Annotated in this window: 26 protein-coding genes and 1 riboswitch; of the genes, 15 read left to right on the top strand and 11 right to left on the bottom strand. The window is 60.6% G+C overall.

What is annotated here, in order from left to right:
* Position 1 precedes the first annotated feature (1 nt).
* The 11 genes from pduM to pduA (ACL2XO_RS15440) form a co-directional block, all read right to left on the bottom strand.
* A complete protein-coding gene (pduM, locus tag ACL2XO_RS15490; protein ID WP_132921494.1) occupies positions 2 to 550 on the bottom strand; it encodes a PduM family microcompartment protein in 549 nt (182 codons plus the stop codon).
* Positions 551 to 552: 2 nt separating this feature from the next.
* Positions 553 to 1,182, bottom strand: a complete 630-nt coding sequence (locus tag ACL2XO_RS15485; protein WP_132921495.1) for a phosphate propanoyltransferase — start codon at positions 1,180 to 1,182, stop codon at positions 553 to 555.
* Complete coding sequence (locus ACL2XO_RS15480) at positions 1,182 to 1,664, bottom strand: BMC domain-containing protein (RefSeq protein ID WP_413741003.1); 483 nt, start codon at positions 1,662 to 1,664, stop codon at positions 1,182 to 1,184. Before ACL2XO_RS15480 ends, ACL2XO_RS15485 begins: the two co-directional genes overlap by 1 nt.
* A gap of 15 nt (positions 1,665 to 1,679) precedes the next feature.
* Positions 1,680 to 1,970, bottom strand: coding sequence for a propanediol utilization microcompartment protein PduA (pduA, locus tag ACL2XO_RS15475; RefSeq protein WP_132921497.1), 291 nt, complete (start codon positions 1,968 to 1,970; stop codon positions 1,680 to 1,682).
* 48 nt (positions 1,971 to 2,018) lie between these two features.
* The gene (locus tag ACL2XO_RS15470) at positions 2,019 to 2,375 is read right to left on the bottom strand and encodes a glycerol dehydratase reactivase beta/small subunit family protein (protein ID WP_413741002.1); all 357 of its coding nucleotides are present in this window, start codon (positions 2,373 to 2,375) and stop codon (positions 2,019 to 2,021) included.
* Positions 2,372 to 4,198, bottom strand: coding sequence for a diol dehydratase reactivase subunit alpha (locus ACL2XO_RS15465; RefSeq protein ID WP_413741001.1), 1,827 nt, complete (start codon positions 4,196 to 4,198; stop codon positions 2,372 to 2,374). The genes ACL2XO_RS15470 and ACL2XO_RS15465 overlap by 4 nt, the downstream gene beginning before the upstream one ends.
* A gap of 72 nt (positions 4,199 to 4,270) precedes the next feature.
* Entirely contained in the window at positions 4,271 to 4,789 is a 519-nt protein-coding gene (pduE, locus tag ACL2XO_RS15460) for a propanediol dehydratase small subunit PduE (protein ID WP_413741000.1), read from the bottom strand.
* Positions 4,790 to 4,853: 64 nt separating this feature from the next.
* Positions 4,854 to 5,597, bottom strand: coding sequence for a propanediol/glycerol family dehydratase medium subunit (locus ACL2XO_RS15455; protein ID WP_413740999.1), 744 nt, complete (start codon positions 5,595 to 5,597; stop codon positions 4,854 to 4,856).
* A 12-nt stretch (positions 5,598 to 5,609) separates the two neighbouring features.
* Positions 5,610 to 7,274 carry a propanediol dehydratase large subunit PduC gene (gene pduC / locus ACL2XO_RS15450; protein WP_413740998.1) on the bottom strand — a complete coding sequence of 555 codons (1,665 nt, stop codon included), beginning with the start codon at positions 7,272 to 7,274 and terminating at the stop codon, positions 5,610 to 5,612.
* Positions 7,275 to 7,292: 18 nt separating this feature from the next.
* Complete coding sequence (gene pduB, locus ACL2XO_RS15445) at positions 7,293 to 8,102, bottom strand: propanediol utilization microcompartment protein PduB (protein WP_132921503.1); 810 nt, start codon at positions 8,100 to 8,102, stop codon at positions 7,293 to 7,295.
* The gene (gene pduA, locus ACL2XO_RS15440) at positions 8,099 to 8,383 is read right to left on the bottom strand and encodes a propanediol utilization microcompartment protein PduA (protein WP_132921504.1); all 285 of its coding nucleotides are present in this window, start codon (positions 8,381 to 8,383) and stop codon (positions 8,099 to 8,101) included. The genes pduB and pduA (ACL2XO_RS15440) overlap by 4 nt, the downstream gene beginning before the upstream one ends.
* 540 nt (positions 8,384 to 8,923) lie before the next feature.
* On the opposite strand from pduA (ACL2XO_RS15440), the gene pocR reads away from it, so the two are divergent.
* The 15 genes from pocR (at position 8,924) to cobU (ending at position 22,810) form a co-directional block, all read left to right on the top strand.
* Positions 8,924 to 9,850, top strand: a complete 927-nt coding sequence (pocR, locus tag ACL2XO_RS15435) for a transcriptional regulator PocR (protein WP_413724513.1) — start codon at positions 8,924 to 8,926, stop codon at positions 9,848 to 9,850.
* A 181-nt stretch (positions 9,851 to 10,031) separates the two neighbouring features.
* A riboswitch (cobalamin riboswitch) is annotated at positions 10,032 to 10,215 on the top strand.
* Between the two features lie 128 nt (positions 10,216 to 10,343).
* The gene (locus ACL2XO_RS15430; protein ID WP_413743069.1) at positions 10,344 to 11,708 is read left to right on the top strand and encodes a cobyrinate a,c-diamide synthase; all 1,365 of its coding nucleotides are present in this window, start codon (positions 10,344 to 10,346) and stop codon (positions 11,706 to 11,708) included.
* Positions 11,709 to 11,793: 85 nt separating this feature from the next.
* Positions 11,794 to 12,762 (top strand): adenosylcobinamide-phosphate synthase CbiB, encoded by a 969-nt coding sequence (cbiB, locus tag ACL2XO_RS15425; RefSeq protein WP_413743068.1) that lies wholly within the window; start codon positions 11,794 to 11,796, stop codon positions 12,760 to 12,762.
* A 23-nt stretch (positions 12,763 to 12,785) separates the two neighbouring features.
* Positions 12,786 to 13,430 carry a cobalt-precorrin-8 methylmutase gene (locus ACL2XO_RS15420; protein ID WP_413740997.1) on the top strand — a complete coding sequence of 215 codons (645 nt, stop codon included), beginning with the start codon at positions 12,786 to 12,788 and terminating at the stop codon, positions 13,428 to 13,430.
* On the top strand, positions 13,430 to 14,551 hold the full coding sequence (gene cbiD / locus ACL2XO_RS15415; protein WP_132921508.1) for a cobalt-precorrin-5B (C(1))-methyltransferase CbiD: 1,122 nt from the start codon (positions 13,430 to 13,432) through the stop codon (positions 14,549 to 14,551). The genes ACL2XO_RS15420 and cbiD overlap by 1 nt, the downstream gene beginning before the upstream one ends.
* Positions 14,548 to 15,228, top strand: coding sequence for a cobalt-precorrin-7 (C(5))-methyltransferase (locus tag ACL2XO_RS15410; protein WP_413740996.1), 681 nt, complete (start codon positions 14,548 to 14,550; stop codon positions 15,226 to 15,228). Before cbiD ends, ACL2XO_RS15410 begins: the two co-directional genes overlap by 4 nt.
* Entirely contained in the window at positions 15,218 to 15,790 is a 573-nt protein-coding gene (locus ACL2XO_RS15405; protein ID WP_413724510.1) for a decarboxylating cobalt-precorrin-6B (C(15))-methyltransferase, read from the top strand. Before ACL2XO_RS15410 ends, ACL2XO_RS15405 begins: the two co-directional genes overlap by 11 nt.
* Entirely contained in the window at positions 15,787 to 16,560 is a 774-nt protein-coding gene (locus ACL2XO_RS15400; RefSeq protein ID WP_132921511.1) for a cobalt-precorrin-4 methyltransferase, read from the top strand. The genes ACL2XO_RS15405 and ACL2XO_RS15400 overlap by 4 nt, the downstream gene beginning before the upstream one ends.
* Entirely contained in the window at positions 16,541 to 17,614 is a 1,074-nt protein-coding gene (cbiG, locus tag ACL2XO_RS15395; RefSeq protein ID WP_413740995.1) for a cobalt-precorrin 5A hydrolase, read from the top strand. The genes ACL2XO_RS15400 and cbiG overlap by 20 nt, the downstream gene beginning before the upstream one ends.
* Complete coding sequence (locus ACL2XO_RS15390; protein ID WP_132921513.1) at positions 17,614 to 18,351, top strand: precorrin-3B C(17)-methyltransferase; 738 nt, start codon at positions 17,614 to 17,616, stop codon at positions 18,349 to 18,351. Before cbiG ends, ACL2XO_RS15390 begins: the two co-directional genes overlap by 1 nt.
* Before the next feature lie 20 nt (positions 18,352 to 18,371).
* Positions 18,372 to 19,160 (top strand): precorrin-6A reductase, encoded by a 789-nt coding sequence (gene cobK, locus ACL2XO_RS15385; RefSeq protein WP_413740994.1) that lies wholly within the window; start codon positions 18,372 to 18,374, stop codon positions 19,158 to 19,160.
* Between the two features lie 3 nt (positions 19,161 to 19,163).
* Positions 19,164 to 19,952: a sirohydrochlorin cobaltochelatase gene (gene cbiK, locus ACL2XO_RS15380; RefSeq protein ID WP_413740993.1), complete on the top strand. Its 789-nt coding sequence runs from the start codon at positions 19,164 to 19,166 to the stop codon at positions 19,950 to 19,952.
* On the top strand, positions 19,949 to 20,665 hold the full coding sequence (locus ACL2XO_RS15375; RefSeq protein ID WP_413740992.1) for a cobalt-factor II C(20)-methyltransferase: 717 nt from the start codon (positions 19,949 to 19,951) through the stop codon (positions 20,663 to 20,665). Before cbiK ends, ACL2XO_RS15375 begins: the two co-directional genes overlap by 4 nt.
* 58 nt (positions 20,666 to 20,723) lie before the next feature.
* Positions 20,724 to 22,244 (top strand): cobyric acid synthase, encoded by a 1,521-nt coding sequence (locus ACL2XO_RS15370; RefSeq protein WP_413740991.1) that lies wholly within the window; start codon positions 20,724 to 20,726, stop codon positions 22,242 to 22,244.
* The gene (gene cobU, locus ACL2XO_RS15365) at positions 22,241 to 22,810 is read left to right on the top strand and encodes a bifunctional adenosylcobinamide kinase/adenosylcobinamide-phosphate guanylyltransferase (protein ID WP_413740990.1); all 570 of its coding nucleotides are present in this window, start codon (positions 22,241 to 22,243) and stop codon (positions 22,808 to 22,810) included. Before ACL2XO_RS15370 ends, cobU begins: the two co-directional genes overlap by 4 nt.
* Positions 22,811 to 22,821: the final 11 nt, after the last annotated feature.

The raw sequence follows: 22,821 nt of genomic DNA, 5'->3' as shown, positions 1-22,821 counted from the left end.
TTTACTCCTGCCTGTAAAGTTGTAGACCTCGTTTAGCTGCCTCGTCCCTGGCCAGCGCGGTAAGCAGCACGGCGCGGGCCAGCACCAGATAACCCGGCGACAGGGCTGCGATATCGGCGTAGCCGGCCACCCGGCGGGCCAGTAAATGCACCGCCATGCCGTCAGCGGTGCAGTAACGCAGCGGCAGGCGCGCCAATCCGCTTACCGGTAGCCGGCCGAATTCTGCCGGATCGAGCTCCAGGGTTACGATTAAACCGCAACGCCAGGCCTGGCGCAGCACGTCCATGGCCGCGTCCTCTTCCGTGCCGGCGGCCAGCCGGCGCAAAAAAGCCGCTGTGGTGTGCGTGACGCGCAGACGGGCATGGCCCAGGGGGGCGTCATCCGACCACTCCCGCGCCAGCGACGCCAAGGTGAGCACCAGTTCGGCGTGCCGACGCAGCTGCAAACGGGCTATCACCCGCGCCACGCATTCCGCTATCCATTGCTCCCGCGCCGGCCCGGCATCCGTGCCCGGCGTAGCATCCTGCCGCTGCATCAGTTCGGCGGCCATGCTCAGCGCCCCACCAGCACCGCCGATGCGCCGGCGGCACCGGCATCGGCCGCGTTCGCCTCGTCGGTGTCGATATGCATTTCCAAGCGCATATGCTCGCCCACCCGAATCGCCACGTCGTCGAATATCAGCCCGCGGCCGGTTCCACGCAGCGCAACCCGCACCTGATCACCTTGTTTGACGCCGAAAAGCAGCGCATCCAGGGGCGACATATGGATATGCCGTTGCGCCACGATGACGCCATGGGGCAATGCCATTTCGCCGTTGGCGCTCACCAGCCGTATGCCGGGGGTATCCTGTAAGTCGCCGGACAACCGCAGCGGAGCATCAAGGCCCAGCAAACGGGCATCGGTGCGGGAAATTTCCACCTGCGACCTGCCGCGCAGCGGGCCGAGAATACGCACATTTTTTAGCTGGCCTTTGGGGCCCACCAGGTCAACCACCTGTTCGGAGGCGAACTGGCCCGGCTGATACAAATCCTTTTTGAAAATCAGGGGCCGGCCTGGAAATAAATGCTCGTAATCCTCAAGGGATAAATGCAAATGCCGGTTCGAGATGCCCAGCGGTATGGGCCGCCGTTGCATATCGAGCAGTACGTTTTCCACCAGAGACCGCAGTTCCAGGGTTTCCATCACAGGTCGCCTCTTTGCGCATGGTGAAGCGCATAGTGAAGACATGCCCCGCGGGGTTCGCCTTTACGCCGCGTACACGCCGGGTCATGACATAGATTACAGCCGGCCGCCGGTGCGGGAATGACCGCCGACTCGCTGTGGGCCGTCGCCGGCCCTGGCGGCGACGGTTCGGTATCGCCGGTCTCCTGTTCCGAAACCGCGGATGCGCCCTTGGGCGCTATCCAGCTCGCCAGCGCGGCGGCGGGGCGGGCAATCACCCGGTCCGCCACCCAGCCGTGCTCAAGGCGGGCCAGCGCCGCGCCGTCCGTAATGGCCGCCTTGACCGAGGCCACGTCGCCGGTCACGCTCACCAGCATCCAGCCGGAGCCGTTGGTTCTCTCGATGCCGGTTATCTTGACGTCGGCCGCTTTGACCATGCGGTCCGCCGCCTTGACCGCCAGCGCCAGGCCGGCGACTTCAAGTAAACCCAGGGAGGTTTTCATACCGCCGCCTCCGGCTTATTCACCCGATACCGGAGCGGATTTCGGCAGGAAACCCTCCACGTCCGAATGGGGCCGGGGAATAACGTGGGTGGAAATAACGTTGCCCACTCCCTCCGCCGCCGCTGCGCCCGCATCCACCGCCGCCTTGACCGCGCCGACATCGCCGCGCACCATGACCGTGACCAGGCCCGATCCGATTTTCTCATAGCCCACCAGTTGAACATTGGCCGATTTGACCATGGCATCCGCCGCCACAATGGCGCCCACCAGACCTTTGGTTTCGATTAGTCCCAACGCGTTATTCATCACTTTTCTCCTGTTTAGGGCGACGCAAAAAAGGCGTGTTGCCCGGTATTATTTGAACGGTAGACCTTTTACCAGCCGCGCCGCATTGCAGCCCAGCCGGCGGATTTCCTCCGCCGGGCGGCTTGGATACCGCGTCAGCACAAACAGCGGCTGGTGGGCGGGCAAATGGGGATCGTGCACCGCGATATCTTCCGTGCCCACTGCGATGCCCACCGACAGCGGTGAAACCGATGCGGCCAGATGGGCCCGATCCGCTAGCGGCATAGCCTGCTGGTCCATGTCGTTGATGACGAAAGGAATACCTTCTTCCTCCATGCCCAGCAGCAGTTGCCGCCACCCCGGCTGTTTTGCCGCCGTATCGGCCAGCAGCAAAATGGCCGGCCGGGTCATTTCAGTCAGGCTCATGACGCGCCTTCCCGGTTCCAGGACAGTACCAAACCGGTGGCGACGGCATTGCGCGGTCCTTCCGTGCCGCGAACATTGCCGCGACCCGCCACCAGGGCGTAGCGGGCCAGGGCATCGGTTATCAGCTGCGGGATCTCGAAATCCAGCGACGACCCGCCCACCAGCACCACAAAGGGAATATCGCGGATATTACCGGTGGGGCTGACCTGGGCCAGCGCCCGCAGGGCATTGGTGACAAACACCCGCTCCTTGGCGGCGCGGCGCACCAGCCGGACCTTTTCCAGCGCCATATCGCCGGGCAGGGGCACCAACCCGTCCTCCTTGACCACCACCACCCGGGCGAACACCGCCGGGGGCAGGGCGGTATCGAAGAACTGCACGCTGCCGTCCTCATGGCGGATATGAAACAGGCTCTCCACTTTGGCCAGGGGGTATTTTTTGATGTCCTCCGCCAGTTGGCGCTGTTCCAGCCCCAGCTCCGAATCGATTAGCAGCGTTACCATGTCTCCGGCCCCCGCCAGATGGGTAGCGACGATGCGGCGGTCGCCATTGATAATCGAGGCATCGGTAGAGCCGGCGCCTAAATCAAGAATAGCCAGGGGCGGCCGGGTGCCCGGGGTGGTCAGCGCGCCGAGGATGGCCGCTTCCGCCTCCGCGCCGCCGAGAGCGACGCGTACTCCGGTTTGGCTTTGCAGCGCACGGGCGATATCCTCCATTTGCAGGCGATCCGATTTCACCATCGCGGCGATGCCCACCGCCTGTTCCATAAAAAACTCCCCCGCCAGACCGCCCTTGACGTTCACCGGCACAAAGGTATCCACCGCCAGCAGGTCCTGGATAGCTATCGCCGCCGGCTCTTTATTGGTCAGTTCCGCCATGGTCTGGCGCACCTGCTCCAGCATGCCGCCGATATGGGTGCCGGATTCGCCGCCGGCATTGTCGAGCCTGCCGAGGGCGGACACCGCGCTCATGATTTTTTCCGCCCCCTGGTGAACGTCGATGCGGATTATGCGGTTACCGGCATACAGCTCCAGGTGCCCGGCCGGAATGGTGCGCGCCTTGACATCGCCCTTGGGGGTTTTCACCACCACCGCCGAGCGGGTACCGATTAACGAGCGGGCCACCGGTACGATGGCGCGGGTTTCGTCGGCGGTGAGATTAAAGACGGTAGCGATGCCATAAGGATTGGAAAGCTGGGTAATCACCTTGCCCTGGGCCGCCACTTCCACCGCCGCCGGCATGCCCAGCGGGACCCTGTCGATATGCAGCACTTCGTCCACGATGGGCAGGGGTTTATCCAGCCGGTTGCTCACCAGTACGCCGTCATCCCGTTGCAGTATCGCCGCGGTAATCCGGAAACCGGCCTTTACCGCCGCGTTGATCATGGCGGCGATATCGGCGAAATCCAGCTCGGCCGGTGCGACAACGATATAGGGCTGGTCCGGGGTACGGGACAGCAGTTCGCCGAAGCCAATGGTAATGCCGGCGCCGAGGCCCAGCCCGCCGGGGGTTTTCGGGTTATGGCCTATCATGGTGGATTCGGTTATCACGGTTTCGGTGATGGTTTCCATCGCCACATCGCCGATTACCGGCGTCGCTTCGTTCAGCCTTATGGCGCTCACATCCCCCAGAGCTATGCCGGCCTGCGCCGCCACGCTGTTCAGCGCTTGCAAAATGCCCGACAGGTTGCGTTTGGTGCCTTTGATCCCGGTGGTCTGGGTCAATGAACTGGCGATAAAGCGCGGCTCCCCGCCGGGGGAGACTTCAGCCAGCGCCGCCTCGGTGGACGAGTTGCCGATATCCACACCTACGATATAAACCATGAGTCGCTCCGCCCGCCGGTCATCCTGTCGTTAAAAATCTGTAGTTGGAGATCTGTAGTGGGAGATCTGTGGTTAATCGTCGCCTTTCAGCTTTTTGCGCTGGACATAAAGTTCGGCGGCTTCACGCACGAAACCGGCGCAGATGGCGGCGTTATAGCGGCTCTCCAGCTCATCGGCGATAGCCAGCAGTTCTTCTTTACTGGAACGGAAAGGGCGCAAAGCATTGTAGATTTCCAGCACCAGTTCATCCGGCACCGCGGTAAGCTCGGCGGCGCGTTCAAAGTTCATTGCCAGCAAACCACGGCCGGCGGCGCGGGCGATATCCGCCTGGATGCGGAGTATTTCCGGCGTAATGCGCACGTCCTGGGCCGTGACCTTCCCGCTCAGCACGCCTTCAAGGGTCAAATCGTCCAGGGTTTTGCCGCTGGCGGTTTTTACCCACTCCGGATGTTTATTCGCCAGCGGATAGTCCGCCACGCCGGCGCGAATGCGGCCCGCCGTGGTGGGGACCGCCGCCTCGGGCGCCGTATCCTGGCTGTTCATGCGCGCCAGCACGTCGCGCACCAGGGTTTCAATTGCTTGTGCATTCATCGTCGTTACCTTTATTCGCTCCCGCCGGGAGCGGTCCACGTTGAGACAGGTGACATGGCGGCGTTCAGAGCGCGACGCGCAGTTCCTGCGGCTGTTTACCCGTCACTACATATTTGGTTTCTTTGATATGCAGCACCGCCGACTTGGCCTGGTATTTGGGCCGGGCCATCTGATCGTTGAGGGTCGGCACCGGATCAGGCGATTCGCCTTTGGCATAGCGGGCGGCGTTTTTACCGATCAGGCGATAGGTTTCCAGCGTCAGCAGCGGCGCCTGGGGAAACAGCTCCAGATTCGACAGCGGCGGCAGGCCGCGCTGATGGATAACCGTGGTGCCTTTGGACTGAATGCCCACCGAGATACCGGAGCCGCTGAGCCGATTGCCTTCCACCGCCACAAAGGCTACGTCGGAGGATTTAAAGCAGCGGATGATCCGGGCGCGGATCCCTTCTTCCTCGATGCCGGCAATCAGCTCCCGCAGAATCCGCTGGTGCGGCACGCCGGTGATATTGGTGGTTTGCGACAGGCCGAACGCCGGTCCGACGGCGATGACCACTTCATCCTTGCGGGCGCCGGGTTTGGCGTCGCCGATGACGGTTAAAAAGCCGCTGGGCTGTTTATCGCCGGGAATGTTGTCGCCGGGAATGCCGTTAGCGGAGATACCGTTGCCTGCGGCGCCTCTGGAGGCGCCGGCAGCAGGGCCGTTTCCGGCGGCGGGCGAGGGCGCAAAGGAGATAGGGTTGTCCCCGGTCTGCATCTGGTTTAATACGTCGCCGATGATCTGCCGCAACAGCGTTTCGTTAATTTCCATTATGGCCGCCTTTTAGCCCAATTCGTTGGGATCGAGCGCATTGGGAATGTTTTTGATCTCTTCCCACCGCGCGCCTTCCAAACGGTATCCGGTGGCCGGACCCGCATAATCGTTGATATCGTTCACCGCCGACCGCACCTGGCCCTTGCCGATGATGATGGCCGAGGTGTGTAAATAGTCGCCGGCGATCTTGGCCTTTTGCATATCCAGCACGCTTTGCGCCACATCGGGGAAACCGTTCTCCGCCAGGGCTTTCACCACTTCCAGGCTGGTGCGGTTCTTTTCGATGATTTCCTGGGCGAACTTGATGTCTTCCACCTTATTGCGCGGCGGCATATCTTTTGAGCCGTGGGCATAGGTGGCGGCGGTGACTTCCTCATCGGTAATGGGCGGCAGGCCCATGCCGGTAAATACCGCCTGCAGCGCCCGCGCCGCTTTATTGCGGATGGCCACCGTCTCGTCTTCCCGCACCGGCCGCAGGCCGCCGTCCACCTTCAAGTCCCGCTGGAGGATGTTGTAGTCATCGAAATCCTCCGCGTCTTCATTGGAACCGGCGAACATATTGTCGTAGTTCGGCACGGCGGAATAACCGGAGGAGATAAAGTCGGTTCCCGGCAGGAACTGCATCAGCAGACGGGCGGTACGGCGCATGTCGGAATGGGTAAAGGTCTGGTCGTTGCTGGACGCGCATTCCAAATCAAGAGAAGAACAAATCAGGTTCTCCGCCAACACCGCCCTTATGCCGGAGGGCACCGCGGACGGAATACCGATACAGCTGACCGAACCGTTTTGCAGCCCCTGCACGCCGGCGGCGCGGGTGATGAAAATACAGCGCGCCTCCAGATACAGCATGGATTTGCCCTCGGCGTAGCCCATTTGCACTTCCGAGCCGGAGCCGGAGGTAAAGCGCATTTTCAAACCGCGGGAGGCATAAGAAGAGGCCAGGAAGCCTTTTGACCACGGCGTGTCGTCGCCGTCGGTGAATACCGGTTCGGTACCGTAGACGGAAATGGTTTCCGCATAACAGGTATGGCCCAGCATGCCCAGCTTCAGTTCGGTGGCTTCTTCCAGCGAGCATTGCGTCAATACGCCGGGACGGCCCACTTGCGAGCCTACCAGCAGCGCGATGGCGTTAAACGGCGCGTAGCGCGCCACCGCCACGGTGGTTTCCTGTTCATCGAAACCGCGGAACGCGCCTTCAGCGGCGTCAGCGGCGATTTGCACCGGGTTATCCTGAATATTGGTCACGTGGGCTTGTTGCGACGGAGTACGGCGAGCACGCATTTTCTGCATCGACATCATCATTTCCACCACGTTCATCTGCGACATCACTTCGACGATTTTTGCCGGCGTCATGGCGGTGGTGAGCGGAATGATATCCCCACGGGATATATTCGGGTCGCACAGCATCTTGGCCAGTTTCACCGAGTCCATCGCCATGACTTCTTCGGCGCGGGGCAGGTTGATGCCGTAGTTGGCGATAAAATGATCAATCAGATCAAACTGCTCGCGAGGCTTACCGTCCAGTTCGGTGATTTTGCCGTTGACTATCTTGATGGACGGCTTGGGATCGTTGGGGCTTTCCATGGCTATAAAGCCTTCTTCCACCCACTCTTTGACGAATCCGTCCTGGTTAATCGGCCGTTTCGCCAATGCTTCAAATCGCTTGGATTTCATGCCATCCCCCCTAAGGAATCAGATATAAGACGGGCGATCGTTTTGCGGCGCGGCGCCCAGCGTACCGAGCAGCGTTTTGCCGATTTCACGGGCGGAGATCACCGCCTGACGGACCGCGCCGGAATCGCCGGATACCACCAGAATGACTTCGTTGCTAAAACTGGTGCCCTTGGCGGGGGAACTGTAGGCCACCACATCCACATTGGCGGATTTCACCGCCGTATCGGCCATCACCACGCCGATGGCGGCGGGCGCGCCGACAATCACGCCGCAGGCTTTGCCCAGGGGCGCGCCGAAGGCCTTTTCCAGCGCATAGCTGGCGCGGGCGCTGTATTGCAGTTCGATATGGCCGGCGTCATTGGCGTAAACGTCGCCAAACGTCCGATCCAGCTCCTTAAGCGCCACTTCCACCGCCCGCTTGACATCGGAGACATCTTCACCGCCAAAGATAATCAAAGAGCCGTGGCCGGCGCCGCCTTTGGTATCGCGCGCCAGCTCAATGCTGACCACTTCGGTGTTGGTGGCTTTCACTGCCTCATCCGCCGCCATGATCTGCGGACCGGCGCCGGTACGCGCGCCAAGAATGCCGATGGAGCGGTAATGTTTTTCCTGCTTCATCGCCGACAGCACCTCGCTGTCGACATTGGCAATCACCAGGCCAATGGTATCGCCGATGGCCGTACCCACAAATTCAGTCAGGTTACAGGTTTTCTCCGACATATCCGGACCTTTATCCAAGGGTGTGTGGGAAGGAGACGCCGTGGCGCCTTCACCGATTTTTTCCATCACCTTAGCCAAAATCTCCTCAATGGCTTTATCGGTGTTCATTCACGTATTCCTTTCGGCAAAAACTTCTCCACATCCCCGTGGGGGCGCGGAATAACATGGGTCGCCACCACTTCGCCGACGTTGGCCGCGGCCATGGCGCCGGCGTCGGTGGCGGCTTTCACCGCCCCTACGTCGCCGCGTACAATCACCGTAACCAGACCGGAGCCGATTTTTTCATAACCGACCAACACGACATTGGCCGACTTCACCATCGTATCGGCCGCTTCGATGGCGGCGGTGAGACCTTTGGTTTCAACCATACCCAGGGCTTCTTGTTGCATTTTGTTACCTCGACCAATCGTTGATATGCGTTGGGTGTCCGGCTGGAAATATACCCAAACGCCGTGAAAATTAATGGCCGTCCTGCATTGTAAATAGCGAAAATGATTGGCGCGGCTATAGCAAAAATTAGGTTTGATTATTTAATAAAGCGAGCTGTGATCGGTCAGGGGGAAATGAACAGCCATAGCAAATATCCGTAATTGAAGTTTCAGTATTCAATTAACCGACTTGAAAAGTAAGAAAAGTTATGATCTGAGCTGATAATGTTCATTCCACAGAAAATGAATAATAACGAAAAAGTGTTATCTGATTTAAAACGACAAACCCAGCATTGACGGTATCTGTAGTCCGATGGGCGCTTAAAATTGATTATGGTTTTACTATTTATTACCTGCGGCGTTCTCCCGGCGCGGCGGGAAACGGCGTTTTGCCTTATGTGCTATCGAACCCCCGTTTTGATAATTGTGTACCGGAGCACATTATCAAATGGGTAAAAAATGATTGAATCTAAGGTAGCTTTGAAGAAGAAAGGGGGGAATATGAATTCCGGCAGTTTCATGGATTCAGATTTGATAAATAAAATCGCGCAGGATTTCGCTAATGCCACCAATCTGGCGGTTGTGGTGGTGAATATTCACGGCGAGGAAGTCTCGGATTTATATCACTTCACCCCTTTTTGTCAATTAATGCGCCAGGATCCGGAGATGAGCCGGCGCTGCCGTATGAGCGACAGGTGCGGCGGACTGGAAGCGTCAAAATCCAATCAGCCCTGCATTTACCGCTGCCACGCCGGCCTGACCGACTTCTCCATTCCGCTGCTTATCAGCGGACATTTGGTTGGGTTTGTCTTATGCGGACAGGTCCGGGTGCATGACACCGTAACCCTGCCTTCGGTGCAGGACTGTACCAGCAGGGCTTGGCAAAAAGATTATCAATTAACTGAAAGCTATGAAAAAATTCCGGTGGTGGATTTCGATCGCCTCATCTCATCCGCCGATTTGCTGAAAATGATTGTGGATAACTACCTGAAACAGCAGTTGGAAGTGGTGGTATTCAAGGAGCACGGCGACGGGCCGCTAGAACGCCGGACGGCGGTTCCCAGCCAGCACGAGAGCAAGATGAAAAAAGCGTTGCGCTGCATCGACAATCATTACTTCGAGGATCTGCGGCTGGAAGACGTGGCGGCGATGGTCTACCTCAGTCCCTATTATTTCAGCAAACTGTTCAAGAAATACCAGGGGGTCGGCTTCAACGCTTATGTTAATCAATTGCGTATGCAAAGCGCCCGGCAGATGCTTGAACAAAGCGATTGGCCCATCGCCACTATTGCCCGCAATCTCGGATTTTCTCAGGCAAGCTACTTTTGCAAGTTATTTCGCCAAACCTACCGTATTACTCCTCAGGCCTATCGTGAACAGCGCTTTTCGCCGCCGGAAAATAAAGATATCGTTGCTTTATTTAATTAATTTTATCCCTTTAAATTGACGTAACAAAAAAATGTTATCGCCATCCGATAAATTCCAAATAAATCCGCCGCCGCGAACATTTTTTTTGATCCGAAAGGGGGTATATTCACCTTTGAATACTTTACATTAGTCATCAACGGCCGATTGCCCGGCTTCACCAGGGCCGCCGGCCGCTGTGGAAAAGTACATTTTGCATTCAGGTGAAACGTGCCGCAAGGCCGTTAGGGAAGGAGGTGAAAATCCTCCGCAGCCCCCGCTGCTGTGATGCCGACGACTCCGTGATAACCACTGATCTCAGCCGATTGGGAAGGTTCGGAGAAGGATGACGCCAAGCCAGAAAACCTGCCTGATTGCCTATAGCCTTTATAGGCTCGGTAACAACTCCTTCGGCGGGAAGCGGGTTGTCCCAACAATGCCGTCGGGACAGTGAGTCTCCCGCAGCCTTTGTTTGCGACAATCCCCAGCGGCGCCTCTGGGGAGTAACGGGATGAAGATGAAAGCGATACTCATCGGCGGCGCGCAAAGCGGGACAGGCAAGACCTTGCTCACCCTGGGACTGCTGCGCGCCCTGGCGCGGCGAGGTTTGCGGGTGCAGCCCTTCAAATGCGGGCCGGATTATATCGATACCGGCTGGCATCAGGCGGTAAGCGGTATTCCCTCGCACAATCTCGATGCCTATATGCTTGAATCGTCAACGCTGAACGGTCTGTTCAACCGTCATATGTCCGATGCCGATATCGGTATCATTGAAGGCGTCATGGGTCTTTACGACGGGCTGGGCAGCGATGGGGATCGGTGCAGCAGCGCATCCCTGGCCAAGCAGCTGAGGGTGCCGGTGATACTGGTTATCGACGGCAAAGCGGTTTCCACCTCGGCGGCGGCAGTCGTCTTGGGGTTCAAGCAGTTTGACCCGGCGGTAAATATCGCCGGCGTCATTATCAATCGCGTTTCCTCGGAAAATCATTTCAACCTCATCAAAACCGCCATCCTGCGCTACTGCAATGTGCCGGTATTGGGTTACCTGCCGCCATTGCCTGACTGGAATTTACCCTCCCGCCATCTGGGGCTGATTCCGGCGCGGGAGTCCGAACGCGGGCAAACCCAATGGGAGCAGTTGGCTGACGGCGTTGAGCAACATATCGATCTGGATAGATTGCTGGCATTGGCCGAGTGCCGCCCCGATGTAGGCCGGCTGCCCGCGCTGCCGGGCCATGAGCGTTATTCCGGGCTGACCCTGGCCCTGGCGGACGACGAGGCGTTTAATTTTTATTATCCCGACAACCTGCGGATGCTGCAGGATATCGGCGTACGAATTATCCGTTTCAGTCCGCTGCACGATCGGGTTTTACCTCCCTGCCAAATGATCTACCTCGGCGGCGGTTTCCCGGAAATGTTCCCGACCCAGCTGGCGGATAATCGGCCCATGCGCCAGGCGCTGCTGCGCGCCGGACAGAACGGCGCCGCCATCTATGCCGAATGCGGCGGCCTGATGTATCTGGGGGCGGCGCTGATAGTACAGGACGGCACCAGCTATCCCATGGTGGGACTGCTGCAGGGCTTTAGCCGCATGACCCAGGGGCTTAAACGCTTCGGTTATTGTGAAGGCCGGTCGTTAAGCGACAATCTGCTGGCGGGCCGGGGTGAAACCCTGCGCGGGCACGAGTTCCACCACTCCGAATACATCACCGATGAAACGCCGCTGTTTCGCATGAGCAAAACCGCCGCCAACGGGGACGTCCACCAGTGGGCGGGCGGGTACGGCGGCGGCAACATTTTCGCCAGCTATCTCCACGTGCACTTCTACCAGCGGCCCGCCATGGTGAAACGCTGGCTTGATCTGGGATGCGCGCAATTATGACGACTGCTGCGATATTGCCTGTTCAACAGGCGGTCATATCCATGAGCGATGCCGGTATGCTTTTGGTGCGGGGAGACGCGGCATGTTGACGCTCAGCGCCTATATTGTCGGTTATTTTCTCGATCTGTGGCTGGGGGACCCTCCCCATTGGCCCCATCCGGTACGCTGGATGGGCAACGCCATCAGCGGAATGCAGCGGCTGATCCGCCGCTGTTGCCCCGGCGAATCCACGCTCTATGCGGGCGGCGGCATACTGTGGCTGACGGTGGTGGGGGGAACCTGGCTGATAGCGGACCTGGTGTTGCGGTTACTGTCGTTCAATCCCTGGCTGCAGTGGCTGGCGGAGGCCTGGTTAACCTATACCCTGCTGGCCACCCGCTGTCTGCGCGATGCCGCCATGGCGGTGTATCACGCCCTGCGGGCGGATACCCTGGAAGAGAGCCGCCGGCAGCTCTCCTATATCGTCGGGCGCGATACGCAGCATTTATCCCGGCCGCAAATCATGCGGGCGGTGGTGGAAACCGTGGCGGAAAACAGCGTCGACGGCGTTATCGCGCCGCTGTTTTGGCTGTTTATCGGCGGCGTGCCGCTGGCCATGGCCTATAAGGCGGTAAATACCCTGGATTCCATGGTGGGTTACCGCACGCCGAAATACCGGGCCATCGGTTATGTCTCGGCAAAACTGGACGACCTGGCCAACTGGCTGCCGGCGCGGCTGGGCTGGATAGTGCTGGCGCTGTCGGCGGGGGCGCTGCGCCTGGACGGGCGCCGGGCCTGGCGCATCGGCTGGCGCGACCGCTATCAGCATAAAAGCCCCAACTGCGCCTGGTCGGAAGCCACGGTGGCGGGGGCGCTGGGGGTGCGTTTGGGCGGCCCCAACCGCTATTTCAATGAGTGGGTGGAAAAACCCTGGATCGGCGAGGAAACCCGTGAAATCGATCTGGAAGATATCACCGCCGCCATTCGCCTGATGTACCTGGCTTCCGCCATAACGCTGGTCTTGCTGTGCCTGCTGCGTATTGTCGCGGCACATTATCTGCAACCGAATCTGTGACAACGCCCGGAGCGATGAAAAGAATGCCTTATATCAAGCAACCGCAGCAAATCGAACAGACCAGTTTCGATATTATCCGGGACATTATTGCCCGCGAGCGGCCTGAATTTCATTTCTCCGACCCATGGCAAGAGAAGATCATCCTGCGCGCCATTCATACCAGCGCGGATTTCGACTGGCTGGATATCCTGCATTTTTCCGCCGACGCACCCGCTGGCATCGCCAGCGCCCTGGCGGCCGGATGTACGCTGTATACCGATACCACCATGGCGCTGTCTGGCATCAATAAGCATGAACTGACCCGCCTGGGCTGCCGGATCCACTGTTTTATCGGCGACGAGCTGGTGGCGGCACAGGCGCGCCGGCAGGGCATCACCCGTTCCATGGCGGCGGTGGACCGGGCCGTCGGCGAACCGGGCAAAAGCCTGTTTGTGTTCGGCAACGCGCCGACGGCGCTGTTTCGTTTGCTGGAACACCAGGCCGCGGGCACCGGCGCCCGGCCGGAAGCGGTGATCGGCGTGCCGGTGGGTTTTGTCGGCGCCGCCGAGTCCAAACAGGCGCTGGCGGAAAGCGGCCTCACCTGTATCGCCGCCCTGGGACGCAAAGGCGGCAGCAATATCGCCGCCGCCATCGTCAACGCCATTTTGTATCAGCTGCGGGAGGCCTGATGGACGAGGTGATTTGGCATAACGGCAAGGCCTATCGCAAGGGCTATACCACCGGTTCGTGCGCCACCGCCGCGGCGAAGGTGGCCGCGCTGATGCTGCTGCGCCAGCAAATCATCGACAACGTCTCCATCGTCACTCCGTCCGGCGCCACGCTGCACCTGAACGTGGAGCGGCCGCTGATAAGCCCGGCACAGGCCACCGCAGCCATTCGCAAGGACGGCGGCGATGATGTGGACGCCACCGACGGCATGCTGATTTTCGCCCGGGTCAGCCTGCGCGGCGACCCGGCCATCGTCATTGACGGCGGCGCCGGCGTCGGCCGGGTCACCCGCAACGGTATCGGGCTGGACATCGGCCAGGCCGCCATCAATAAAACTCCCCGGCAAACCATCGAGGCGGCGGTGCGCGAGGTGATAGGTCCCGGGCGCGGCGCCGACGTGGAAATTTTCGCCCCCGAAGGGGAAGAGCGGGCGCGAAAAACCTACAACGGCCGGCTGGGCATCCTGGGGGGGATTTCCATTATCGGCACCACCGGCATCGTCACGCCGATGTCCGAGGAGAGCTGGAAAAGTTCGCTGTCGCTGGAGCTGGGCATGAAGCGGGCCGAAGGGCGCGAACGGGTGATCCTGGTGCCGGGCAATCACGGCGAGCGTTTTGTGCGCGAGCAATTGGGACTGGATCCAGGTGACGTTGTCACCATGAGCAATTTTGTCGGTTATATGCTCAAAGAGACCGAGCGGCTGGGCTTCCGGCAGGTATTGATGGTGGGGCATTTCGGTAAGCTTATAAAAGTGGCGGCGGGAATTTTCCATACGCACAGCCATATCGCCGACGGGCGGATGGAAACCCTGGTAGCCTGGCTGGCCCTGTGCGACGCTCCCCATGAACTGATGCACCGGGTGGCGGCCTGCCTTACCACCGAGGAGGCGATGGCGCTGATAAACGATGCCGGCTGGCAGCGGGTCTATCCGGCCATTGCCCGGCGGGTGGCGGAGCGTATGACCGAGCTGCTGCGTTTCTCCCCCCGGCCGCCGCGCTGCGATGCGCTGCTGTTCTCTTTCGATCAGCAGGTGCTGGGCAGCAGCCGGCCGGTGGCGGAATTAACGGAGGCGTTTCGATGAACGATGCCCGCCTGAGCGTGGTGGGACTGGGGCCTGGGGATGTGGGTTATCTTACGCCCCGGGCCAGAGGGCTGATTGAACGCTGCGACGTGCTTATCGGCAGCCCGCGCCAGTTGGCCTGCTTCCCGGAAGTACGCCAGGAGAAACGGTTGCTGGACGCCTCCCTCCCGGCCCTGGCCGCCTGGCTGGCCGCCCACCGGGAGCAGCGGGTGGTGGTGCTGGCGTCCGGCGACCCGATGTTATACGGCATCGGCGATTACCTGAGCCGCCATGCGGACGGGCCGCTGCTGGTGGTGCCCGGCATCAGCGCGGTGCAATACCTGTTCTCGCGCCTGGGGCTGTCCATGAACGATATTTATCTTACCAGCAGCCACGGCCGCGAACCGGACTTCGATTTTATACTGCGGCACGGCAAAGTGGCCATGATGACCGACCGGCATATCGGACCCTATGAAATCGCCCGCCAGATCCTGTCGCGCGGCCTGCGCCGTACCCTGGCGGTGGGAGAAAATCTCTCCTATGCCGACGAGCGTATCCATATTCTGTCTCCCCAACACGTGGCGCGGGAATATGACATGAATGTGGTGGCGATCCTCGATGAACACTACCTTACCGCCGGCCATGGCGCGTTGCGAAGCGGACCGGACAAATGGACAGGTTTCCCTGATGAAAGATGAAGACTTTATTCGCGGCGCCGTGCCGATGACCAAACGCGAAGTGCGCCAGATAGCGCTGGAGCGGCTGGATCTGGCGCAAGCGCAGGTGATGGTGGACGTGGGGGCCGGCACCGGCAGCGTGGCCGTTGAAGCCGCCTGCCGCTACCCGGCGCTGAAGGTCGCGGCCATAGAGCGCAACGCCGAGGCCCTGGACCTGATCCGCCGCAATTGCGACAAATTCCGTCTTGGCCGGGTGCAGGTCGTCGAGGGCGTGGCGCCGCTGCCGTTGCCGCTTCCTTTTGCCGGACAGACCGACGCCGTTTTTGTCGGCGGCAGCGGCGGCAATCTTCAACAGATTATCCTCTGGGCCGGCGATCTGCTGGCGCCGGGGGGACGGCTGGTGATTAACCTCATCCTGCTGGAAAACCTCAATGAGGCGCTGAAAAGTTTAACCCTACGGGGTTTTAGCCGGCCCGATTGTATCCAAATCCAGGTATCGTCTCTGGCCCGTCTGGGTAACGGTCACTATTTCAAGCCGAACAATCCCGCTTTTATTCTTTCCTGTCAGAAGGAGAAGGTATGACAGAGTCATTTGATCGACGGTTGGTGTGGTTTGTCGGCGCCGGACCGGGGGACCGGGAGCTTATCACCCTTAAAGGGTACCGGCTGCTGTGCCGGGCGGATGTGGTTATCTATGCCGGTTCCCTGATCAACCCCGCTCTGCTGGAATACTGCAAACCGGAGGCGGAGTGTTATGACAGCGCCGGCATGACCCTGGAAGACATTATCCGGCGGATGCATAAAGGGATAGCCGAAGGGCGGCTGGTGGCGCGGCTGCAAACCGGCGATTTGTCGTTGTACGGCTCTATCCGCGAGCAGATTGAAGAACTGGCCAAACTGGGAATCGGTTTTAGCACCGTGCCCGGCGTCAGCGCGTTTCTCGGCGCGGCGGCGCAAATGGGGGTGGAATATACCGTGCCCGAAGTGTCCCAAAGCCTGATTATTACGCGCATGGAAGGGCGCACGCCGACGCCGCCGCTGGAATCCCTGGAGTCTTTTGCCGCCCATCGCACCTCCATGGCGATTTTTCTGTCGGTGCAGGCCATCGAACGGGTAGCGCGGCGGCTGATGGACGGGGGCTATCCCGCCGACACGCCGGCGGCGGTGATTTTCAAGGCCACCTGGCCGGAAGAGAAAACCGTGCGCGGGACCTTAAGCGATATCGCCGGCCTGGCCCGGGCGGCGGATATCGGCAAAACCGCGTTGATATTGGTCGGTGCCTTTATGGGCGACGAATACCATTATTCCAAACTTTATCATGCCGGATTCTCTCATGAATATCGTCAAGCCTGAGTCGGTCGCCCTGTTTTGCCTGACGCCGGGGGGAATACGGCTGGCCAAAAGATTGTCCGCCCGGCTGCCCATGACCTGTTTTACCAGCCAAAATCTGCTGGAGCCCGGTTTCGAACCGTTTCGCGGCACCCTGTCGCAAACCGTCGCCGAGATCTTCCACCAGTATTCGGCATTGATCTTCATTTGCGCCACCGGGCTGACGGTGCGGGTCATCGCGCCGGTTATCAAAGATAAATTCAGCGATCCGGCGGTGGTGGTGCTTGACGACCAGGGACACCATGCCATTAGCCTGCTGTCCGGCCATATGGGGGGCGCCAACGCGCTGACCCGCTATATCGCCGGTCTTATCGGCGCCGCGCCCGTCATTACCACCGCCACCGATGTTAATCAGCTGGCGGCGGTGGATATGCTGGCGCAGCAGCTGAACGCCACCATGACGGATTTTCGCGAGAACAGCAAAAAGCTCAATCAGCTGCTGGTGAGCGGCGGCAAGGTCGGCCTGTTTTGGGATCGGAGCTCCCTGGCCGCCGTCAAGATGCACTGGCCCGAAGAGTATTGCGATACCCGCGGCCTGATTCTGGTGACCGATCTGGACGACTTGCCGGAGCTGGACGCATTGCTGTACGTCAGCCTGCGGGATACGGTGCCGGCGCTGCCGGTGCCGATATATAAACTGATCCCCCGCTGCGTGGTGGCCGGTATCGGCTGCCGACGGGATACCCCGCCGTCTACGGTGTCGCGCCTGCTCAATCAGCAGTTGGCCAGCCAGCATATCGATCCCCTGGCGCTATCCGCCATCGGCAGCGTGTCCATTAAACAGGATGAGCCGGCGCTGCGCCATCTCGCCAACCAATGCTGCGTACCCTTTGAAATCTACTCCATCGAGGTGCTCAAACCGGTGGCGGCGCGTTTCCCGGTCTCCGAATTCGTTCGCCGCATTACCGGTATCGGCAGCGTGTCCCAGCCCGTGGCCTGGTTGATGAGCAACGGTCGCCTGGTGGGCGACACGCTGCGCACCCAAGGCGTCACCATCACTTTAGGAGTAGCCTGCTGATGCTTTATGTTATCGGTATCGGTCCGGGCAACCAGGGCGCCATGACCCTGGAGGCCCTTGACGCCATTGCGGACGCCGACATCATTGTCGGCTATAAAACTTACACCCACCTGGTTAAACACCTCACCGGCGATAAGCAGGTGATAAAAACCGGCATGTGCAAAGAGATCGAACGGTGCCAGGCGGCGCTGGATTTGGCCGCCGCGGGCAACAAAGTGGCGTTGATCAGCAGCGGTGACGCCGGTATTTACGGTATGGCCGGGCTGATTCTCGAATTGACCACCCAGCAGCGGCTGGACGTGCAGATAAAACTGATACCCGGCGTCACCTCCAGCACCGCCGCCGCCTCGCTGCTGGGGGCGCCGCTGATGCATGATTATTGCCATATCAGCCTCAGCGACCTGATGACGCCCTGGCCGGTGATTGAAAAACGCATCCTGTGCGCCGCGCAGGCGGATTTCGTCATCTGTTTTTATAATCCCCGCAGCAACGGCCGAAAGGATCATCTGGCCAATGCCTTTGCGGCGCTGCGCCGCTACAAGCCCGCCGAGACGCCGGTGGGCGTGGTGCGCGCCGCCGGACGAAAAAAACAGGAAAAATGGACAACCACCCTCGGCGACATGGACTTTGAGCCGGTGGACATGACCTGCCTGGTGATTGTCGGCAACCGCTCCACCTATTGCCGGGACGGCCTGATGATTACCCCCCGCGGCTATCAATTTGAGCCGGCGGACTAAATGGGGTCGAGGGAAGGAGAGTGAGTATCAATATCCATATTCTCGGCGGCACCTCGGACGCGCTGGCCCTATGCCGGATATTAACGCGCCGGGGCGTGCCCTACAGCCTGTCGGTGGCCACCGCCACCGGCGAGGCGCTGGCGGAGGACGTGGGGGGCGGGCGGCAGGTGGGACGGCTTGATATCGACGGTATGGCGGAGTGGCTGCGCTGCGCCCACCGGGTTATCGATGCCTCCCATCCCTATGCGGAACAGGCATCCCTCACCCTGGCCGAGGCCTGCCGGCAGCGGGGGGTGCCGCTGACCCGCTATGAAAGGCCCAGCGACATCGACGCCATTGTCCATCCCTGCCTGTTCCCGGTGGACAGCATCGAACAGGCCTGCGAACGGGCCGGGCAATTCGGGCCGCGGGTGCTGCTGACCACCGGCAGCAAGCAATTGGCGGACTACGTGCGGCTGCTGCCGGGCAAAACCCTTATCGCCCGCGTACTGCCTTTGTCCGGCATCCTCGCACAGTGCGAAGCGCTGGGACTGGGAGTCAATCAGATAGTCGCCATGACCGGCCCGTTCAGCGCCGAGCTGAACCTGGCCTTATACCGCCGCTACCGGCCGGACGTCATGATTACCAAAGAGTCGGGCCGGGAGGGAGGCTATATCGACAAGGTGCGCCCCTGCCTGGAAGAGAATATCCCCTGTGTGGTCCTCCGCCGGCCGGTCATGCACTGGCAGGATGTGATTTCCACGCCGGACGAATTTGAACGGCGCCTGGATCGGTGGCTTTGCGCCGCAGACGCCAGCCTGAAGGAATAAGCAATGAAAAAAGCGCTATTAACCGTGAGTTTCGGCACCACCTACCGCGACGCGCGCGTCCGGAATATCGACGCCTGCGAGCGGCGCCTCGCCGGGGCCTTTCCCGACCGGACCCCTTTTCGCGCCTTCACCTCCGGTATGGTGCTGCGCAAACTCGCGCAGCGTGACGGGCTTATCATCGATACGCCGGCCCAGGCGCTGGAGAGACTCTGGCAGCAGGGCTACAAGGATGTGGCGATACAATCCCTGCATATTATCCACGGCGATGAATATGAAAAGCTGGTCCGCCATGCCTCAAGCTGGGACGGCCGCTTCGAGGCCCTGTTTATCGGCGCGCCGCTGCTCAATCATCAGCGGGATTATGGCCGGCTGATAGGGGCGCTGCGGGCCCAGATGCCGTCCCTGGCCGATGATGAACGGGTGGTATTCATGGGGCATGGCACCGGGCATCCGGCTTTCTCCGCTTATGCCTGCCTGGATCATATGCTGGACGCCGAGGGGATCCCGGCGCTGGTGGGGGCGGTGGAGAGTTATCCCGACCTGGATTTGGTCATTGCCCGCCTGAAAAGACAGCGGGTGCGCACTGTGCATCTGATGCCCCTGATGCTGGTGGCCGGCGATCACGCGGTCAACGACATGGCTTCCGATGACCCTGGCTCGTGGAAAAGCCGGCTGGAACAGGCCGGCTATCACTGCCGCTGCCACCTGCAGGGGCTGGGGGAAAATCCCCTGATCCAGCAGATGTTCGTCGATCACCTGTTGGATCGTATCCCCGAGGAAACGGCCTTATGAGCGGCACTCTTTACGCCATCGGCACCGGACCGGGCGCCGCTGATCTCATCACCGTGCGCGGCGCGCGCATCCTTGGCATCCTGGATATTCTCTATGCGCCGGCGGGGCGTAAGGGCGGCGACAGCCTGTCTCTGAGTATTGTGAGCGAATATCTTTCCCACCGGGTGGAGATTAAATCCCGTCATTTTCCCATGAGCCTGAATGAGGCGGAAAAAAACGCGGCGTGGGATACGGTGGCGGAGGAGATGGCCGCCGACGCGGCGAGCGGGAAACGGGTAGGGTTTATCACCCTCGGCGACGCCATGCTTTATAGCACCTGGGTCTTCCTGCTGGCGCGCCTGCAGCACCGCGTCGCCATCGAGATTATTCCCGGCGTCACCTCTTTTGCCTGTATTGCCGCACGCGCCCAGGTGCCCCTGGCGATGGAAAACCAGTCATTGGCGGTCATGGCCTGCACAGATAACGACGAGGCGCTGGAGCAGGCGCTGCTCACCCATGATTGCGTGGTGCTGATGAAGGTCTACGGCCGCTTTGCCCGTATCCAGGCATTGCTGCGGCGGCTGGATTTGCTGGATCACGCCCTGCTGATGGCGGATGCCTCGCTGCCGCAGGAGCAGTGTTTCCGCGCCCTCGGCGACATGGCGGCGGATCGGGTGCTACCCTATTTCTCCACCGTGCTGGTGAACAAGCGCTGGCCGGCGCAAAGCGCATGAGACGTCTTGCCAAGGCGCGCAGTCGCCGGACGGTTCGGCATTTTCCCAAGGATTCATTATGACACTCTCAATCATGTTGCAAGGGACCGCGTCCGATGTGGGTAAAAGCGTGCTGGCGGCGGGATTGTGCCGGATTTTTGCCCAGGACGGCCATCGCACCGCGCCGTTCAAGGCGCAGAATATGGCGCTCAATTCCTGGATCACCCGCGACGGGGCCGAAATGGGCCGGGCGCAGGTATTCCAGGCCGAAGCGGCGGGTATCGAACCGGACGTGCGGATGAATCCGGTGCTGCTTAAACCCACCAGCGACCGGAAATCCCAGGTGATCGTCATGGGGGAGGCGCTTTGCCATATGGATGCCATGGATTACCACCAATACAAACCGCAGCTGCGTCAGCGGGTAGGGGAAGTTTACCGCAGCCTGGCGGCGGAAAACGATATCATCGTATTGGAAGGCGCGGGCAGTCCGGCGGAAATCAATCTGCGGGATCGCGATATCGTCAATATGGGCATGGCGGAACAGGCCGGCGCACCGGTGCTGCTGGTGGCGGATATTGACAAAGGCGGCGTGTTCGCCGCAATCTACGGCACGCTGTCGTTGCTGCGTCCGGAAGAAAAAGCGCGGGTAAAAGGCGTGATCATCAATAAGTTCCGCGGCGACCCGGCGCTGCTGCAGCCGGGCATCAACCAGATAGAAGCCCTTACCGGCGTGCCGGTGGTGGGGGTGATGCCCTGGTTTGACGAACCGCTGGAAGACGAGGACGGCGTCGCCCTGCAGGGGGATAAATACCGCCGGGACCTGGGGCGTGATTTGGATATCGCCGTGCTGCAACTGCCCCACATCGCCAACTTTTCCGATTTTAACGCCCTGGCGGCGCAGCCCGATGTGCGGCTGCGCTATGTTAAGCGCGGTACCCCTCTTGGCGTGCCGGACCTGCTGATTATTCCCGGCAGTAAAAATACCCTCGGGGATTTGCTCTATTTGCGGGCCAACGGCATCGATGAAGAGATCCGCGGCGCCCACGACCGGTGCGTGCCGATCCTGGGCATCTGCGGCGGCTTCCAGATGCTGGGCCGGCGGGTCACCGACGGTATCGAATCCGGTTTGGAAGAAACGGAAGGGCTCGGGCTGCTGAACTGCGAAACCCATTTCGAACCGCGCAAGGTGACCACCCAGGTGGAGGCCGAGGTGCTGGCGTTGCCCGACGGGGTGTTCGCCGCCGGCGGCGGGCTTACCCTCGGCGGTTATGAAATCCACATGGGCCGGACCATTCTGGGGGCCGGGGTGCGTCCTTTCGCCTGCCTGACCCGGCAAAACGGCCGGGCGTTACGCCAGGACGACGGCGCCATCAACCTACGGGGCGATGTGGCCGGCAGCTACATCCACGGCCTGTTCGATACGCCGCAGTTCACCCGTGCACTGCTGGACGCCCTGCGGGAGCGGCGGGGGCTCAGTCCGCTGAATATGCCGGTAATGGGCTGGCAGGAGCGCAAGCAGCGCTCGTTCGACGCCCTGGCGGCGCAGATGCGCGCCCATATCGATATACCCCGTATTTATCGCATTATGGCGGACATATGATTCTTATTACCGGCGGCGCCCGCAGCGGCAAAAGCGGTCTGGCGGAAACCCTGGCGCAAAGGCAAAACGGGCCGGTGCTGTATATCGCCACCTCCCGGGTCACCGATGGGGAAATGGCGGCGCGGGTAGAGCAGCACCGGCGCCATAGGCCCGCCCACTGGCTGACCTGGGAAGGGCACCGGAATCTCCATCAGGTTATCCGCGACCATGACCCGCAGGTCACCGCGGTGCTGCTGGAGTGCGTCACTACCCTTATCACCAATCTGTTATTTGATGAGGCGGGGGAAACCCCGCCGGAAGCCATGGATTTCGACGCCATCGAACGGCATATCGCCAGCGAGATCGACCAGTTGCTGGCCGCCTGCGCCGAGGCGACATGCCGGGTTATCCTGGTCACCAACGAACTGGGCATGGGTATCGTGCCGGAAAATCTGCTGGCCCGCCGGTTCCGGGATATCGCCGGACGGGTCAACCAGCGGCTGGCCGCCGCCGCCGAGGACGTCTGGCTGGTGATTTCCGGCATTCCGGTCCATATCAAGGGCGCCGGCATTCAGGGAGCGGTGTAATGAAACGATTA

It is taken from the genome of Sodalis sp. RH15, assembly GCF_047324255.1.
GTDB lineage: Bacteria > Pseudomonadota > Gammaproteobacteria > Enterobacterales > Enterobacteriaceae > Acerihabitans > Acerihabitans ligni.
This window is presented reverse-complemented; position numbering and strand designations above follow the sequence as displayed.

Bases quoted from the DNA above. Each gene is read 5' to 3' on its own strand.
- pduM (WP_132921494.1), bottom strand. From the start codon at position 550: ATGGCCGCCGAACTGATGCAGCGGCAGGATGCTACGCCGGGCACGGAT.
- ACL2XO_RS15485 (WP_132921495.1), bottom strand. From the start codon at position 1,182: ATGGAAACCCTGGAACTGCGGTCTCTGGTGGAAAACGTACTGCTCGAT.
- ACL2XO_RS15480 (WP_413741003.1), bottom strand. From the start codon at position 1,664: ATGAAAACCTCCCTGGGTTTACTTGAAGTCGCCGGCCTGGCGCTGGCG.
- pduA (WP_132921497.1), bottom strand. From the start codon at position 1,970: ATGAATAACGCGTTGGGACTAATCGAAACCAAAGGTCTGGTGGGCGCC.
- ACL2XO_RS15470 (WP_413741002.1), bottom strand. From the start codon at position 2,375: ATGAGCCTGACTGAAATGACCCGGCCGGCCATTTTGCTGCTGGCCGAT.
- ACL2XO_RS15465 (WP_413741001.1), bottom strand. From the start codon at position 4,198: ATGGTTTATATCGTAGGTGTGGATATCGGCAACTCGTCCACCGAGGCG.
- pduE (WP_413741000.1), bottom strand. From the start codon at position 4,789: ATGAATGCACAAGCAATTGAAACCCTGGTGCGCGACGTGCTGGCGCGC.
- ACL2XO_RS15455 (WP_413740999.1), bottom strand. From the start codon at position 5,597: ATGGAAATTAACGAAACGCTGTTGCGGCAGATCATCGGCGACGTATTA.
- pduC (WP_413740998.1), bottom strand. From the start codon at position 7,274: ATGAAATCCAAGCGATTTGAAGCATTGGCGAAACGGCCGATTAACCAG.
- pduB (WP_132921503.1), bottom strand. From the start codon at position 8,102: ATGAACACCGATAAAGCCATTGAGGAGATTTTGGCTAAGGTGATGGAA.
- pduA (WP_132921504.1), bottom strand. From the start codon at position 8,383: ATGCAACAAGAAGCCCTGGGTATGGTTGAAACCAAAGGTCTCACCGCC.
- pocR (WP_413724513.1), top strand. From the start codon at position 8,924: ATGAATTCCGGCAGTTTCATGGATTCAGATTTGATAAATAAAATCGCG.
- ACL2XO_RS15430 (WP_413743069.1), top strand. From the start codon at position 10,344: ATGAAAGCGATACTCATCGGCGGCGCGCAAAGCGGGACAGGCAAGACC.
- ACL2XO_RS15420 (WP_413740997.1), top strand. From the start codon at position 12,786: ATGCCTTATATCAAGCAACCGCAGCAAATCGAACAGACCAGTTTCGAT.
- cbiD (WP_132921508.1), top strand. From the start codon at position 13,430: ATGGACGAGGTGATTTGGCATAACGGCAAGGCCTATCGCAAGGGCTAT.
- ACL2XO_RS15410 (WP_413740996.1), top strand. From the start codon at position 14,548: ATGAACGATGCCCGCCTGAGCGTGGTGGGACTGGGGCCTGGGGATGTG.
- ACL2XO_RS15405 (WP_413724510.1), top strand. From the start codon at position 15,218: ATGAAAGATGAAGACTTTATTCGCGGCGCCGTGCCGATGACCAAACGC.
- ACL2XO_RS15400 (WP_132921511.1), top strand. From the start codon at position 15,787: ATGACAGAGTCATTTGATCGACGGTTGGTGTGGTTTGTCGGCGCCGGA.
- cbiG (WP_413740995.1), top strand. From the start codon at position 16,541: ATGAATATCGTCAAGCCTGAGTCGGTCGCCCTGTTTTGCCTGACGCCG.
- ACL2XO_RS15390 (WP_132921513.1), top strand. From the start codon at position 17,614: ATGCTTTATGTTATCGGTATCGGTCCGGGCAACCAGGGCGCCATGACC.
- cbiK (WP_413740993.1), top strand. From the start codon at position 19,164: ATGAAAAAAGCGCTATTAACCGTGAGTTTCGGCACCACCTACCGCGAC.
- ACL2XO_RS15375 (WP_413740992.1), top strand. From the start codon at position 19,949: ATGAGCGGCACTCTTTACGCCATCGGCACCGGACCGGGCGCCGCTGAT.
- ACL2XO_RS15370 (WP_413740991.1), top strand. From the start codon at position 20,724: ATGACACTCTCAATCATGTTGCAAGGGACCGCGTCCGATGTGGGTAAA.
- cobU (WP_413740990.1), top strand. From the start codon at position 22,241: ATGATTCTTATTACCGGCGGCGCCCGCAGCGGCAAAAGCGGTCTGGCG.